Below are 14,502 nucleotides of genomic sequence, written 5' to 3' on the forward strand. Positions count from 1 at the left end.
TCACGCCTCCGGCCCGCCCTGGGCGTTCTCGACGAGGTCGCCCAGCCGCTGCAGCGCGCCGGTCAACGCGCCCATGTCGCCGCGCAGATCGTCGAGCACCGCCTGGCGGGCCTGCTGCTGCTCCTCGAAGATCTTCAGGAGCTGCACGTCGATGGAGCGCAGGCGCATCCGGCTCTCGCTGTCGAGCCCGCCGCCGTCGCCCCCGCCGCCCTCGCGCGCGGAGGCGAGGGCCGCCGCGACGTGCTGCTGCCCCTCGGCCACGCGCTCCAGCGCCCGCTCCACGCCCGCGGGGTCGCCGCCGCGGTCGGCCAGCGCGGCGACCGCGTCGGACAGGTGGCCCATGCGCTCCTCGGCGGCCAGACGCCCGGCCTCGCCGCGCTGGAACATGTCCTGCAGCTGCTCCATCTGGTAGTTCATGTGGTCGAGCACGGCGGCCAGCGAGTACTGGTCAATGGTCTCGCCGTCGCCCACCAGCCCGACGCGGGTGATGGTGCTGAGCCAGTCCTCCAGCTCGCGGTAGAAGCGGTTCTGCCCATGGCCCGCGAAGATCTCCAGAAGGCCCACCACCAGCGAGCCGGCGAGGCCGAGGAGCGAGGAGGCGAAGGCCGTGCCCATGCCGGCGAGCTGGTCCTCCAGCCCGCCGATCAGGCGCGAGAACACCGCCATGCCCGCCTCGTCGCCGTCCGGCGCGAGGTTGCGGATCGTGTCCACGACCGCGGGCACGGTGGTGGCGAGGCCCCAGAACGTGCCGAGGAGGCCGAGGAAGATCAGCGTGTTGACGATGTAGCGCGTGATGTCGCGCGCCTCGTCCATGCGCTGCGCCACGGAGTCGAGGATCGAGCGCGACGACGTGGCCGAGATGGCCGAGCGCGAGGTGCGCGAGCGCAGCATCGAGGCGAGTGGCGCCAGGAGGCCCGGCGCGCGGGCGATGTCGTGCCCCTCGCGCTGCTCAGCGAATCCCTCGAGCCAGCTGACCGAGGAGAAGAGCTGGATCACCTGCCAGAAGCAGGCCAGCACGCCGAGGCCGAACACCGCGATGATGGTGCCGTTGAGCCAAGGGTTTGCCGCGAAGATCGGCGCGACGGACGGGTAAGCGACGTAGGTGCCCGCGCCGACGGCGCCCAGCACGGCAAGCATCCAGATGATCTGCCGGATCGGCTGCGAGAACTGCGTTTCGGTGGTGATGGTGCGGTCCGCCATGTGCCCTCGTGCCCTTTCGCGGGGCGCAGGGGAAAGGGTATCGGGGCGGGCAGGGGGTCACAAGCGGCGCGGGCCGGGCGGGCGCGCGCCGGGCCCGGTCCGTGGCCCCGGCGCCCCGCGCGCGTCAGGAGGCGGGCGGCACCAGACCCACGAGGCGCACGATGTCGGGATCGTCGATGCCCTGGCCGCGCAGTGCCTCGGCGGTGTTGTGCAGGTACTCGGCGTTCGGCCCCCTCCCGCCGCGGGCGCGGGCGATGATCTCGGCCTGCCGCTCGATCGTGAGGTCGCGGGCGTACTGGTCGTGCTCGGGGTCGATCACGTAGGCCACCGCCTCGACGTCGCCTTGTTCCGTCTCCAGCACGAGGCGCTTCTCGTGGTAGGCCGCCGAGACCAGCTCGCGCTCGCGCAGGGCGGTGAGCGCCGCCTCGGGGTCGGCGGCGCGGATGGCGAGGCCCTCGCACACCGCATCGGGCGCCTCCTCCAGCGCCAGCACCAGCCCCGGCTCCTCCTCGGAGCCGCGGTGGTGGATCGACCACATGCAGAAGCGGCGCCGGTAGCCGCGCAGCCGCGCGGGCCGCGACTCCGCGATGTCGATGCCGGGCGACCAGATCAGCGATCCGTAGCCGAAGACCCAGAGGTCCGGAGTGTCCATCCGCCGCGTCCTTTCCGAGGGCTTCGGCCGCAGATAAGGGAACGGAGCCTCTCGGGAAAGGGTTCGGCGCGATGATGCGATGGCTTGTGATCGTGGTGGCCGTGTTGGCCGCCCTCTGGAGCGGGTGGTGGTTCGCAGGCGCGGCCGGCGTGCGCCGCGGCGTCGAGGCCGCCGCCGCCGAGGCCGAGGCGCGGGGCTGGACCGTGGCGTGGGACGACCTGTCGGTGGTGGGCTTCCCGAACCGCTTCGACACGACGCTCGACGCGCCGCGCCTGGAGGGGCCCGGCGGGGCGTGGGGCTGGTCGGCGCCCTTCGTGCAGGTCTTTGCCCTGAGCTACCGACCGAACCACCTGATCGCGGTCGCCCCGAACACGCAGACGCTGGGAACGCCGTTCGGCCCGGTGGAGATCGCGTCTGAGGACATGCGCGCCTCGCTGGTGGTGTCCCCGGACCCGGCGCTGCCGCTGGAGCGCCTGCAGCTCACCGCCGAGGCGGTGGCGGCCGAGGGCGGCCTCGGCGCGGTGGCGGTCGACGCGCTGCGGCTGGCGCTGCGCGAGGCCGGGGCGCCGCACAGCTACGACGTGGCGTTCGGAGCCGAGGGTCTGGTGCTGCCCGAGGCGCTGATGCGCCGATCGAATGTCCCGGGCCTGCCGGCGGAGGTGGGCGCGCTGGAGCTGGACGGCACGGTGGCCTTGGACCGCGCCATCGACCGCACGCTGGACGCGGCGCCCGCGGTCGAAGCGCTGGACCTGCGTGCGGCGCGCGTGCGCTGGGGCGGCATCGACGTCACGCTCTCGGGGCGGCTGGAGGCGGGGCCGGAGGGCTTGGCCGAGGGCGCGCTGGCGGCCGAGATCGCCGACGTGCCCGCGCTGGCCCGCGCGCTGGAGGGCGCCCTCGATCCCGCCCGCCTCGCGCTGGCGCGGCGCTTCCTGGTGGGCTTCGCGCCCGAGGGACGCCCCGATGCGGCGCGCGTCGACCTGCAGGTGCGCGGGGGCGTGGTGGCGCTGGGGCCGTTCGAGCTGCTGATGCTGCCGCCGCTCAGCGTACCGGGATCGTGACCGTGCGGGCGGCGAGCCCCTCGCCGTCCCGCAAGAGCGTCGCCGTTCCGCGGTAGTCGCCCCGCGGCCAGCCCCCCGCCGGGGCCCGGCGGCCCGCGGCGCGGAAGCCCTGGGCCTGGGTGCGGTCCAGCGCAACGTCTCGCGCGAAGACTTCCCCGCCGTCCGGCCCCTCGATCCGCAGGCGCAGCGCGTCGCCCGCCCGCGTGCCGAACATCTGCGCCCAGAGCACCATCGGCGCGGTCCGCGCCAGCGCATCGGCGGCGGCCGTGCCGGCCTTCACCGCGTCGTAGTCCGGCACGCCGTCCGCAAAGCCCGCGCTCAGGAGGCCGCCGGGCGCGACCGGCACCGGCTCGGCCCAGAGACCTTCCGCGAAGGGATCGACCACCGCGCCGCCTCGGCGCACGGTCAGGTGGACGTGGGGGAACTCGGTGCGGCCCGTGCGGCCGATGCGCCCCACCGGCTGGCCCCGCGCGACCCGCTCGCCCGCCCGCACGGGGATCGAGCCGGGGGCGAGGTGGCAGAGTTGCGTCTCCAGCCCGGCGCCGTGGTCGATCACGAGCCCGTTGCCGCAGTCCTGCCCCTCGGGGTGGGTGCCTTCGGGCACATCGCCGCGCACCCGCAGCACGGTGCCGTCCGCGGGCGCGGTCACGGGCGGGGCGCCGGCCAGGGCGGCGAGGTCGGCCACGCGCAGGTCGGTGCCCGTGTGGCCGTCGTAGGTGAGCGTGCCGCCGAAGCCGTCGACGGCGCCCGGGCCGGGGTCGGCGTCGGGAAGCTGCTGGATGAAGCAGGTCTCGCCGAGGACGCAATCGAGGGGAAGCGAGAGCGGCCCCTGCGCGGCGGCCGGGACGGCCGCGAGGAGGGCGAGGGCGAGGACGCTGCGCATGGCGCGAGGCTAGGGGCGCGCCGCCGGACGGTCCAGCGGCGCGTCGGGTCAGTTCAGGGCGGCGAGGCTGCGGGCCCGGTTGGGCGAGTGGGCGAGCGTCGCGCGGTAGGCCTCGGCCGCCTCCGCGGTGCGGCCCTGCGCAGCCAGCATGTCGCCCAGCAGCTCGCGCGCCGGCAGCACGTGGCCCGGGGTGACGGGGTTCTTGCCGATGGCGTCCTCGAGGTCCGCCGCCTGCCTTTGCAGCGCGAGGGCGCGGTCGGCGTCGCCCTCGGCCTGTGCGATCCAGGCCTCGACCGTGGCGATCTGGCCCTCGGCGAGCTGCGCCCAGTAATCCTGGCCGTCCTGCCGCATGGCCCCGTGCAGCCGCTCCAGCTCCACGGTCGCGGCGCGGGCCGCCGCCGGGTCGCCGGAGCGTGCGGCGCCAAGGCCCTTGGCGAACCAGCGCATCGCCACCGCCTGCGGGAAGCGATCCCACGGGATCGCCGGATGCATCTCGGGCGAAAGCGCCGCGGCCTCGCTCCAGCGCTCCTCCTCGAGCAGGAGCCGCACCGGCGCCGCCGCCAGCGCATAGGCGCCCCCGAAGCTCACCTGATGGTTCTCCGCGGCCATCAGCTCGTCCACGATCCGCGCCGCCTCGTCGGGCCGCCCGAGCTGGAGATGGCCGTAGGCGAGATAGTCGAGCGCATGGGCGTAGTGCGACTGGATCACGTCGCGCGACGTCTCGAGCGCGGCATCCGCCGACCGCCGGTTGAGGTCGATCGACTGCTGCCAGTCCCCCGTGCGGGTGAAGATGTGCGCCGGCATGTGCAGCGCGTGGGCTGCCGAGGGCGCCGCCTTGTCGTAGATCTCGGCGTAGGGAACCCCCCGCTCCTTGAGTTCCGGGCTGTCGTAGGCGTGGATGGCGTAGTGGATCACGCCGGGATGCGCGGGGGCGCGGGCGTGCAGGGCGTCGAGCGCGTCGCCGACCCGTGCGTTCGCCTTCGCCCGCTCCGGTCCCGGAGGCGCGGTGGCGAGGCGGGCGAGCGCGGCGAGCGCGGCGGCGTCGACGTCGTCGGGGTTCTGCGCGTGGGCCGCCTGCTGCGCCTCGGCCCAGGCGGCGAGGCGGGCGGGGTAGCTCTCGTGGCCGGAGGCGTAGAAGGCGGCCGCCGCCTCCGCGAAGGCCCGCTCCAGGTCGTTTCCGGGCGCCATGGACGCCAGCCGCCGCGCCGCCTCGGTGCCGCGCGCGGTTTCGTCCTCGGTGGGCGTTCCGGGCCAGAGGGGGTGGAAGTTGGCCATCGCCACGCCCCACTGGGCCATCGCGCAGTCGGGATCGGCGCCGGCGGCGCGCTCGAAGGCGGCCTCGGCCTTGATGTACATCATGTTGTGGAGGAGGGTCAGGCCCTCGTCGACGGCGGCATCGGCCTCCGCGGCGCAGGTGCTCGGGAAGTCCACGCCCTGCGCGGCGAGGGGGAGGGGCAGCGCGGCGGCCGCCATCAGCGCGGCGAGGGCCGCTCCGGGGCCCGGGGTGACAGGAAACATGGGTGCTCTCCCTGATGAAGGTCGGGGTGCGAGGGCCGCGCGGTCGGAACGGATCAGGGCATGGCGGACGGGGGAGGGGCGCCTTCGGGCCGTCCGGCGACCTGTCCCCCTGCCCACGGACACGCCCGACGACGGGGCGCCTGCCCGCGTCCGATCTCGCGACCACCGTGATGATGCAGGGTACCACGGATCGCCTCGGCCGTCCGATGCGGGGAGGCGCCATTCCTTCCCCGCGGGGCGATCGCTGTGTGCGTCGGGGCGGCGCGGTCCGCCCCCGAGACGGGAAAGGCCCCCACGAGGGGGGCCTTCCGAATTGTCGCGTTTGCAGTGCCTCAGTCGGCGGTCAGCAGCGGCGGGCGCTTGTTGCCGATCTTGGGCGCGTCGGGCTCGCGGATGTCGAGCGACAGCTCGCCCCCCTCGACGCCCACGCGCACCAGGCCGCCCTTGGCGAGCTTGCCGAACAGCAGCTCCTCGGCGAGGGGCTTCTTGACGTGCTCCTGGATCACGCGGGCCAGGGGCCGGGCGCCCATCTTGCTGTCGTAGCCCCGGTCGGCGATCCACTCCGCCGCCTCGCGGGTCAGCTCGATGGTGACGCCGCGGTCGAGGAGCTGGGCCTCGAGCTGCAGCACGAACTTCTCGACCACCTGCAGGATCGTGTCTTTCGGCAGCGGCGCGAACGAGATCACCGCATCCAGACGGTTGCGGAACTCGGGCGTGAAGGTCCGCTCGATGGCGGCCGTGTCCTCGCCCTCGCGCCGCTCGCGCCCGAAGCCGATGGCCGACTTCGACATCTCCGAGGCGCCCGCGTTCGACGTCATGATCAGGATCACGTTGCGGAAGTCGACCGTGCGGCCGTTGTGGTCCGTCAGCTTGCCGTGGTCCATCACCTGCAGGAGGATGTTGTAGACGTCCGGGTGCGCCTTCTCGATCTCGTCGAGCAGGAGCACGCAGTGCGGGTGCTGGTCCACGCCGTCGGTCAGCAGGCCGCCCTGGTCAAAGCCCACGTAGCCCGGCGGCGCGCCGATCAGGCGGCTGACGGCGTGCTTCTCCATGTACTCCGACATGTCGAAGCGCAGCATCTCGATGCCGAGCGTGTCGGCGAGCTGCTTGGCCACCTCGGTCTTGCCCACGCCGGTGGGGCCGGCGAACAGGTAGTTGCCGATGGGCTTCTCGGGCTCGCGCAGGCCGGCGCGGGAGAGCTTGATGGCCGAGGCCAGCGCCTCGATCGCCGGGTCCTGGCCGAACACCACGCGCTTGAGCGAGCCTTCCAGGTCGCGCAGCACCTCGGCGTCGTCCTTCGAGACGTTCTTGGGCGGGATGCGCGCGATCTTGGCGACCACGGCCTCGATCTCCTTCACGCCGATGGTCTTGCGGCGCTTGGACTCGGCCACGAGGGCCTGCGCGGCGCCCGCCTCGTCGATCACGTCGATCGCCTTGTCTGGCAGCTTGCGGTCGTTGACGTAGCGCGCCGACAGCTCCACCGCCGACTTGATGGCGTCGGCCGTGTACTTGATCGAGTGGTGATCCTCGAAGCGGTCCTTGAGACCCTTCAGGATCTTCACGGTATCCTCGACCGAGGGCTCGTTGACGTCGATCTTCTGGAAACGCCGCGACAGGGCGCGGTCCTTCTCGAAGTGCTGGCGGAACTCCTTGTAGGTGGTGGAGCCCATGGTGCGCAGCTTGCCGCCCTGGAGCGCGGGCTTCAGCAGGTTGGACGCGTCCATCGCTCCGCCCGAGGTGGCGCCGGCGCCGATCACGGTGTGGATCTCGTCGATGAAGAGCACGCCGTCGGGGTGATCCTCCAGCTCTGTGACCACGGCCTTGAGCCGCTCCTCGAAGTCGCCGCGGTAGCGGGTGCCGGCGAGGAGCGCGCCCATGTCGAGCGAGTAGATCGTGGCGCCCGACAGCACGGCCGGCACCTCGCCCTGGACGATCTTGAAGGCGAGGCCTTCGGCGATCGCGGTCTTGCCCACGCCGGGGTCGCCCACGAGCAGCGGGTTGTTCTTGCGCCGGCGGCACAGCACCTGGATCGCGCGCTCCACCTCGTGCTCGCGGCCGATCAGCGGATCGATGTCGCCCTTCGCGGACTTCTTGTTGAGGTCCACGCAATACTTGGCGAGCGCGCTCTCGCGGTTCTCGGACGGGTTCGGGCCGCCGGTCTGCCCCTCGACCGGCATCTCGTCCTCGTCCTCGGCGCCCTGCACGGGGCGCGCCTCGCCGAAGGAGGGGTCCTTGGCGACGCCGTGGGCAATGAAGTTCACCGCGTCGTAGCGCGTCATGTCCTGCTCCTGCAGGAAGTAGGCGGCATTCGACTCGCGCTCGGCGAAGATGGCGACGAGCACGTTGGCGCCGGTCACCTCGGTGCGGCCCGAGGACTGCACGTGAATCGCGGCGCGCTGGATCACGCGCTGGAAGGCGGCCGTGGGCACGGCCTCGGAGCCCTCCACGTCCGTGACGAGGGTGGAGAGGTCGTCCTCGATGAACTCCTCCACGGTCTGGCGGAGCTGGTCGAGGTCGACGCCGCAGGCCTGCATCACGCGGGCCGCGTCGGGTTCGTCGATGAGCACGAGGAGCAGATGCTCCAGGGTGGCCAGCTCGTGGCGGCGCGAGTTGGCCTGCGCGAGTGCCGCGTGGATCGCCTGCTCGAGTGTGTTCGAGAACGAGGGCATGATGTTCTCCTGGGCTTGGCCGCGGTCCGCCCGGTGCGTAACCGCCTTGCTTTAAGTTTTGGTTGTCGGGGGCGCCGCTTCAAGCGTTTTGTCGCCCGCGTCATCGTTTGGTGATCCGCCGTGCCCGCAATCGGGCACCGTGCGGGGGCGGCGCCTCAGAAGGCGTCGCGTCCCCGCCGCGCGGCGGCGAAGGTCTCGGTGTCGGGGCGCCCTTCGGTGCCGGTCGCGGCCTTAAGGCCGGGCAGGTGGCAGCGCAGGAAGGGGTTGGTGCGGCGTTCGGTCTCCAGGGGCGTCGGAACGGTCGGCGCGCCCCGCACCAGGGCCGTCCGGGCCTCCTTGAGACGGGAGATAAGCGCCGCGTTGCCCGGTTCAAGCGTGAGCGCGAAGTGCAGGTTGGTGGCGGTGTACTCGTGCCCCGAGGCGATCAGCGTGTCCTCCGGCAGGTCGGCGAACTGCGCCAGCGAGGCGTGCATCTGCTCGGGGCTTCCCTCGAACAGGCGGCCGCATCCGCCGTTCATCAGGCTGTCGCCCGTGAAGGCGATGCCGTCGAACACGTAGGCCACGTGCCCCACCGTGTGGCCCGACACGTCCCAGACGCGGGCCGAGGCGTCGCCAAGCTCCACCGTGCCGCCCGGCTCCAGCGCGTGGTCGAGCCGGGGCAGGCGGCTGCGGTCGGCCGCCGCGCCCCAGACCGTCGCGCCCGTCTCGCGCACCAGCTCCCCCACGCCCTCCACGTGGTCGGGGTGGTGGTGCGTCAGGAGCACGTCGGTGATGCGCCAGCCGCGCGCCTCGGCGGCCTCCAGGTGCGGGGCCGCCCGCGCCACGTCGACGCAGGCCACCCGGTCGCCCGCGCGGAGCATCCAGCCGTAGTTGTCGAGCAGGTCGGGAAAACGGTCGCGCATCATCGGGATCACCACGAGCGCATCGAGCGCGGTGCCGCCCGCGTCGAGGTCGAGATGCGGGGGCATGGGGGCGGGCGAGGCGTCGGACATGGCAGTCTCCTTCGAGGGGCACGATGCGCCGCCCGGACGCGGGCGCCAAGGGGGCGCGGCCCGGCCCGGCGGCGCGCTGCCGGGACGCGGCGGGTCTGTGCGCGGGCGCGCGGGCGCGCTAAGGGGCCTCATGCATCTCGACGTGCTCGACCTGCGCCGCTTCTACTACCGCACCCGGCTCGGGCGCGCGGCGCAGCGCGCGATCCGCGACCGGCTGGTGGCGATGTGGCCCGACACCAAGGGGCTGACCGTGGCAGGCTTCGGATTCGCGGTGCCGCTGCTGCGCCCCTTTCTCGCCGAGAGCCGCCGGGTGGTGGCGCTGATGCCCGGGCCGCAGGGCGTGATGCACTGGCCCGCAGGCATGCGGAACGTGTCCACCTTGTGCGAGGAGACGCTCTGGCCGCTCGACACCGGGGTAGTGGACCGGCTGGTGGTGCTGCACGGTCTGGAGACGTCCGAGAATCCCACCGCGCTCATGGAGGAGTGCGCGCGGGTGCTGGGGCCGGGGGGGCGCGCGGTGTTCGTGGTGCCGAACCGATCGGGGCTGTGGGCGCGGCGCGAGACCACGCCGTTCGGCTTCGGCCGGCCCTACTCGGTGGCGCAGCTGGAGTCGCAGGCCAAAGCGGCGGGCTTCGTGCCCGAGCGGCACTACGCCGCGCTGTTCGGCCCGCCCTCGGAGGCGAACTTCTGGCTGCGCTCGCACGGGGTGCTGGAGCGCATGGGCCAGCGGGTCAGCCACTCGGGCGGCGGGGGCGTGATCCTCCTGGAGGTCTCGAAGCAGGTGCCCGCGCGGCCCCGGCCCGGCCTCGCCGAGCGGGTGCGCCGGCCGCTGCGGGTGCTGGAGGGCGTGGCCGAGCCGACTGCGGCGGGCTGAGCCCCCGGGCGGGCACCGTGCCGGCTGCGATCGGGCGCCCGGCGCGCACCGGTCCCGGCGGTGCCGGGAGGCGCGGGTTTCGCTGCTCCGCGGCGGGGGCGCGGTTGCAGGGTGAAAACCCCTCTGCTAGAGGGGGCGCGATTTCGTGATCCGGGTCTCGGCCCGGATCTGTTGAGCGTCCCGCCGGGGGGAATCGGCAGGCGCGGAAGACTGCTGAAAGGGTGGACGTGTCCGAACCAGCCTCTGTCTCGATGGGGATCGCCTCGCGCTACGCGCAGGCCGTCTTCGACCTGAGCCGCGACGCCGACGATCTCGGCAAGCTCGAAGCCGACGTGGCCGCCCTCGACGAGGCGATCCGCGGCTCCTCGGACCTGCGCGAGGTGCTACGCTCGCCGGTGATCGGCCGCGCCGAGCAGGCGAACGCCGTCGCCGCCGTGGCCGGCGCGCTCGGGCTGGGCGACACCATGACCAACACCCTGCGCCTCATGGCCCAGAAGCGCCGCCTGTTCGTGGCCCCCGCCCTGGTGGAGGCGCTGAAGCTGCGCCTCGAGGACCAGCGCGGCGAGGTCACCGCGAAGGTGCACGCCGCCCAGGCCCTGTCGGACGACCAGCGCGAGCGGCTCGCCGCGGCGCTCAAGGCGTCGACGGGCCGCGACGTGAAGCTCGATGTCACCGTCGACGAGAGCCTGATCGGCGGCCTCGTGGTCCGCATGGGCTCCAAGATGATCGACACATCCATCCGCGCGAAGCTCGACGCGCTCCAGAACACGATGAAAGAGGTCCGCTGAAATGGCCATCCAGGCAGCCGAGATTTCCGCGATCCTGAAGGATCAGATCAAGAACTTCGGCCAGGAGGCCGAGGTGGCCGAGGTGGGCCGCGTGCTCAGCGTCGGCGACGGCATCGCCCGCATCTACGGCCTCGACAACGTCCAGGCCGGCGAGATGGTCGAGTTCCCGGGCGGCATCCAGGGCATGGCCCTGAACCTCGAGTCCGACAACGTCGGCGTCGTGATCTTCGGCTCCGACCGCGACATCGCCGAGGGCGATACCGTCAAGCGCACCAACTCCATCGTGTCGGTGCCCGCGGGCGACGCGCTGCTCGGCCGCGTGGTCGACGGCCTCGGCCAGCCGATCGACGGCAAGGGCCCGATCAACACCACCGAGACCCGGGTGGCCGACAGCAAGGCGCCGGGCATCATCCCGCGCAAGTCGGTGCACGAGCCGATGGCCACCGGCCTCAAGTCCGTGGACGCCATGATCCCGATCGGCCGCGGCCAGCGCGAGCTGATCATCGGCGACCGCCAGACCGGCAAGACCGCCGTGGCCCTCGACGCGATCCTGAACCAGAAGGTCTACAACGAGCGCGCCGGCGACGACGAGTCGAAGAAGCTCTACTGCGTCTACGTCGCCATCGGCCAGAAGCGCTCCACCGTGGCGCAGCTGGTGAAGCGCCTCGAGGAGACCGGCGCGATCGACTACTCGATCGTGGTCGCCGCCACCGCCTCGGACCCCGCGCCGATGCAGTTCCTGGCCCCCTACGCGGCCACCGCCATGGCCGAGCATTTCCGCGACAACGGCCGGCACGCCCTCATCGTATACGACGACCTGTCCAAGCAGGCCGTGGCCTACCGCCAGATGTCGCTGCTGCTGCGCCGCCCGCCCGGCCGCGAGGCCTACCCCGGCGACGTGTTCTACCTCCATTCGCGCCTGCTGGAGCGTTCGGCCAAGCTGAACGAGGCCAACGGCGCCGGCTCGCTGACCGCGCTGCCGATCATCGAGACGCAGGGCGGCGACGTGTCGGCGTTCATCCCGACCAACGTGATCTCGATCACCGACGGCCAGATCTTCCTGGAGACCGACCTGTTCTTCCAGGGCATCCGCCCGGCCGTGAACACCGGCCTCTCGGTCAGCCGCGTGGGCTCCTCGGCCCAGACCAACGCCATGAAGTCGGTCGCCGGCCCCGTGAAGCTCAGCCTCGCGCAGTACCGCGAGATGGCCGCCTTCGCGCAGTTCGGCTCCGACCTCGACGCCTCGACCCAGCGCCTCTTGAACCGCGGCGCGCGCCTCACGGAGCTGATGAAGCAGCCCCAGTACTCGCCGCTCACCAACGCCGAGATCGTCTGCGTGATCTTCGCGGGCACGAACGGCTACCTCGACAAGGTCGCCGTCTCGGACGTGGGCCGCTGGGAGGACGGGCTGCTCAAGTTCATGCGCAACCAGAAGAGCGACGTGCTCGACTGGATCACCAACGAGGACCCCAAGATCAAGGGCGACGCCGAAGCCAAGCTGAAGGCGGCGGTCGACGAGTACGCCAAGACCTTCGCCTGATCGCCTGACGGGAGAGAGCCATGCCTTCCCTGAAGGACCTCAAGAACCGGATCGAGTCGGTCAAGTCGACCCGCAAGATCACCAAGGCCATGCAGATGGTCGCCGCGGCCAAGCTGCGGCGGGCGCAGGACGCCGCCGAGGCGGGCCGCCCCTACGCCGAGCGCATGAACGCCGTGCTGGCCTCCTTGGCCGCCGGCGTGCAGGGCTCGGACTCGGCGCCGCGCCTCGTGCGCGGCACCGGTGACGACAAGACGCACCTCCTCGTGGTGATGACCGCCGAGCGGGGCCTCTGCGGGGGCTTCAACGGCAACATCGCCAAGCTCGCCAAGGCCCACGCGGGCAAGCTGCGCGGGCAGGGCAAGACGGTGAAGATCCTCACCGTCGGCAAGAAGGGCCGCGAGTCGCTCCGCCGCGAGTGGGGCGACCACCTCGTGGGCCACGTGGACCTCTCGGAGGTGAAGCGCGTGGGCTACGCGGACGCCAGCCGCATCGCCGCCGACGTGCTGCGCCGCTTCGACGCGGGCGAGTTCGACGTCGCCACGCTGTTCTTCGCGCGCTTCGAGAGCGTGATCTCCCAGGTGCCCACGGCGCAGCAGGTGATCCCGTTCGAGGTGCCCGAGGACGCGGACGCCTCGGCGCTATACGACTACGAGCCCTCCGAGGAGGCGGTGTTGGCCGACCTGCTGCCCCGCGGCGTGGCCACGGCGATCTTCTCGGCGCTCCTGGAGAACGGGGCGTCCGAGCAGGGCGCGCGCATGTCCGCCATGGACAACGCCACCCGCAACGCCGGCGAGATGATTGACAAGCTGACCATCGAGTACAACCGCTCGCGGCAGGCGGTCATCACCAACGAACTCATCGAGATCATCTCGGGCGCGGAAGCGCTCTGACGATACGGAGACCATGATATGGCAAACGGCAAGGTAACCCAGGTCATCGGCGCGGTCGTCGACGTCCAGTTCGACGGCGATCTGCCTGAGATCCTCAACGCTCTCGAGACCGACAACAACGGCAAGCGCCTCGTGCTCGAGGTCTCGCAGCACCTCGGCGAGAACTCGGTCCGCACCATCGCCATGGACGCGACCGAGGGCCTCGTGCGCGGGCAGGAGGTGCGCGACACCGGCGCGCCGATCTCGGTGCCCGTGGGCAACGCCACGCTCGGCCGCATCCTCAACGTGATCGGCGAGCCCGTGGACGAGGGCGCCCCCCTCGACGTCCAGGAGCGTCGCCCGATCCACCAGCCCGCGCCCGCCTTCGCGGAGCAGGCCACCGAGACGTCGATCCTGGTCACCGGCATCAAGGTTATCGACCTGCTCGCCCCCTACTCCAAGGGCGGCAAGATCGGCCTCTTCGGCGGCGCCGGCGTGGGCAAGACCGTGCTGATCATGGAGCTGATCAACAACATCGCGAAGGTGCACTCGGGCTACTCCGTGTTCGCCGGCGTGGGCGAGCGCACCCGCGAGGGCAACGACCTCTACCACGAGATGATCGAGTCCAACGTCATCAAGCCGGACAACCTCTCGGAGTCCCAGGTGGCCCTGGTCTACGGCCAGATGAACGAGCCGCCGGGCGCCCGCGCCCGCGTCGCCCTGACCGGCCTCACCCTCGCCGAGCAGTTCCGCGACCAGTCCGGCACGGACGTGCTGTTCTTCGTGGACAACATCTTCCGCTTCACCCAGGCCGGCTCCGAGGTCTCGGCGCTCCTGGGCCGCATCCCCTCGGCGGTGGGCTACCAGCCGACGCTGGCCACCGACATGGGCGCCATGCAGGAGCGGATCACCTCCACCAAGACCGGCTCGATCACCTCGATCCAGGCCGTCTACGTGCCCGCGGACGACCTGACCGACCCCGCGCCCGCCACCACCTTCGCCCACCTCGACGCCACCACGGTGCTGAGCCGCGCGATCTCGGAGCTGGGCATCTACCCGGCCGTGGACCCGCTCGACTCCACCTCCCGCATCCTCGACCCGGCCGTGGTCGGCGAGGAGCACTACCAGGTGGCGCGCGACGTGCAGGTGACCCTCCAGCGCTACAAGTCGCTGCAGGACATCATCGCCATCCTCGGAATGGACGAGCTGTCCGAGGAGGACCGCCTCACCGTGGCCCGCGCGCGCAAGATCCAGCGCTTCCTGTCGCAGCCCTTCGACGTGGCGAAGGTGTTCACCGGCTCCGACGGCGTGCAGGTGCCGCTCGAGGAGACCATCGCCTCGTTCAAGGCCGTGGTCGCCGGCGAGTACGACCACCTGCCCGAGGCGGCGTTCTACATGGTGGGCGGCATCGACGAGGTGAAGGCCAAGGCCGAGAAGCTCGCGGCCGAGGCGGCCTGAC

Annotated in this window: 12 protein-coding genes; 6 read left to right on the top strand and 6 right to left on the bottom strand. The window is 72.1% G+C overall.

Annotation, left to right across the window (positions count from 1 at the left end):
• Positions 1-1,200 carry a biopolymer transporter ExbB gene (locus K3554_RS05510; RefSeq protein ID WP_259944741.1) on the bottom strand — a complete coding sequence of 400 codons (1,200 nt, stop codon included), beginning with the start codon at positions 1,198-1,200 and terminating at the stop codon, positions 1-3.
• 124 nt (positions 1,201-1,324) lie between these two features.
• Positions 1,325-1,852 carry a gamma-glutamylcyclotransferase gene (locus K3554_RS05515; RefSeq protein WP_259944743.1) on the bottom strand — a complete coding sequence of 176 codons (528 nt, stop codon included), beginning with the start codon at positions 1,850-1,852 and terminating at the stop codon, positions 1,325-1,327.
• A gap of 71 nt (positions 1,853-1,923) precedes the next feature.
• On the opposite strand from K3554_RS05515, the gene K3554_RS05520 reads away from it, so the two are divergent.
• A complete protein-coding gene (locus tag K3554_RS05520; protein ID WP_259944745.1) occupies positions 1,924-2,910 on the top strand; it encodes a DUF2125 domain-containing protein in 987 nt (328 codons plus the stop codon).
• Here the strand turns inward: K3554_RS05520 and K3554_RS05525 are convergent.
• The 4 genes from K3554_RS05525 to gloB all read right to left on the bottom strand — a co-directional run bounded on the left by K3554_RS05525 (position 2,891) and on the right by gloB (position 8,891).
• The gene (locus tag K3554_RS05525) at positions 2,891-3,793 is read right to left on the bottom strand and encodes a M23 family metallopeptidase (RefSeq protein WP_259944746.1); all 903 of its coding nucleotides are present in this window, start codon (positions 3,791-3,793) and stop codon (positions 2,891-2,893) included. The two genes, K3554_RS05520 and K3554_RS05525, sit on opposite strands and share 20 nt — an antisense overlap.
• 48 nt (positions 3,794-3,841) lie before the next feature.
• A complete protein-coding gene (locus K3554_RS05530) occupies positions 3,842-5,311 on the bottom strand; it encodes a lipopolysaccharide assembly protein LapB (RefSeq protein ID WP_259944747.1) in 1,470 nt (489 codons plus the stop codon).
• A gap of 332 nt (positions 5,312-5,643) precedes the next feature.
• A complete protein-coding gene (gene clpA, locus K3554_RS05535; protein ID WP_259944750.1) occupies positions 5,644-7,980 on the bottom strand; it encodes an ATP-dependent Clp protease ATP-binding subunit ClpA in 2,337 nt (778 codons plus the stop codon).
• Positions 7,981-8,135: 155 nt separating this feature from the next.
• A complete protein-coding gene (gloB, locus tag K3554_RS05540; protein ID WP_409197344.1) occupies positions 8,136-8,891 on the bottom strand; it encodes a hydroxyacylglutathione hydrolase in 756 nt (251 codons plus the stop codon).
• A gap of 211 nt (positions 8,892-9,102) precedes the next feature.
• On the opposite strand from gloB, the gene K3554_RS05545 reads away from it, so the two are divergent.
• From K3554_RS05545 to atpD, 5 genes are all read left to right on the top strand, one after another.
• Complete coding sequence (locus tag K3554_RS05545; RefSeq protein ID WP_259944754.1) at positions 9,103-9,846, top strand: class I SAM-dependent methyltransferase; 744 nt, start codon at positions 9,103-9,105, stop codon at positions 9,844-9,846.
• A 227-nt stretch (positions 9,847-10,073) separates the two neighbouring features.
• Positions 10,074-10,634, top strand: a complete 561-nt coding sequence (locus tag K3554_RS05550; protein ID WP_311200376.1) for a F0F1 ATP synthase subunit delta — start codon at positions 10,074-10,076, stop codon at positions 10,632-10,634.
• A 1-nt stretch (position 10,635) separates the two neighbouring features.
• Complete coding sequence (gene atpA / locus K3554_RS05555) at positions 10,636-12,174, top strand: F0F1 ATP synthase subunit alpha (RefSeq protein ID WP_259944757.1); 1,539 nt, start codon at positions 10,636-10,638, stop codon at positions 12,172-12,174.
• A gap of 20 nt (positions 12,175-12,194) precedes the next feature.
• Complete coding sequence (locus K3554_RS05560) at positions 12,195-13,064, top strand: F0F1 ATP synthase subunit gamma (protein ID WP_259944759.1); 870 nt, start codon at positions 12,195-12,197, stop codon at positions 13,062-13,064.
• Positions 13,065-13,082: 18 nt separating this feature from the next.
• Positions 13,083-14,501, top strand: a complete 1,419-nt coding sequence (gene atpD, locus K3554_RS05565) for a F0F1 ATP synthase subunit beta (RefSeq protein WP_259944762.1) — start codon at positions 13,083-13,085, stop codon at positions 14,499-14,501.
• Position 14,502 lies beyond the last annotated feature (1 nt).

Origin of the sequence: Jannaschia sp. W003, from assembly GCF_025144335.1 — a bacterium.
Lineage (GTDB): Bacteria > Pseudomonadota > Alphaproteobacteria > Rhodobacterales > Rhodobacteraceae > Jannaschia.

Excerpts from the sequence above, each read along its gene's own strand:
- K3554_RS05515 (WP_259944743.1), bottom strand. The coding sequence starts at position 1,852 with ATGGACACTCCGGACCTCTGGGTCTTCGGCTACGGATCGCTGATCTGG.
- K3554_RS05520 (WP_259944745.1), top strand. The coding sequence starts at position 1,924 with ATGATGCGATGGCTTGTGATCGTGGTGGCCGTGTTGGCCGCCCTCTGG.
- K3554_RS05525 (WP_259944746.1), bottom strand. The coding sequence starts at position 3,793 with ATGCGCAGCGTCCTCGCCCTCGCCCTCCTCGCGGCCGTCCCGGCCGCC.
- K3554_RS05510 (WP_259944741.1), bottom strand. The coding sequence starts at position 1,200 with ATGGCGGACCGCACCATCACCACCGAAACGCAGTTCTCGCAGCCGATC.
- clpA (WP_259944750.1), bottom strand. The coding sequence starts at position 7,980 with ATGCCCTCGTTCTCGAACACACTCGAGCAGGCGATCCACGCGGCACTC.
- atpD (WP_259944762.1), top strand. The coding sequence starts at position 13,083 with ATGGCAAACGGCAAGGTAACCCAGGTCATCGGCGCGGTCGTCGACGTC.
- atpA (WP_259944757.1), top strand. The coding sequence starts at position 10,636 with ATGGCCATCCAGGCAGCCGAGATTTCCGCGATCCTGAAGGATCAGATC.
- K3554_RS05545 (WP_259944754.1), top strand. The coding sequence starts at position 9,103 with ATGCATCTCGACGTGCTCGACCTGCGCCGCTTCTACTACCGCACCCGG.
- K3554_RS05530 (WP_259944747.1), bottom strand. The coding sequence starts at position 5,311 with ATGTTTCCTGTCACCCCGGGCCCCGGAGCGGCCCTCGCCGCGCTGATG.
- K3554_RS05560 (WP_259944759.1), top strand. The coding sequence starts at position 12,195 with ATGCCTTCCCTGAAGGACCTCAAGAACCGGATCGAGTCGGTCAAGTCG.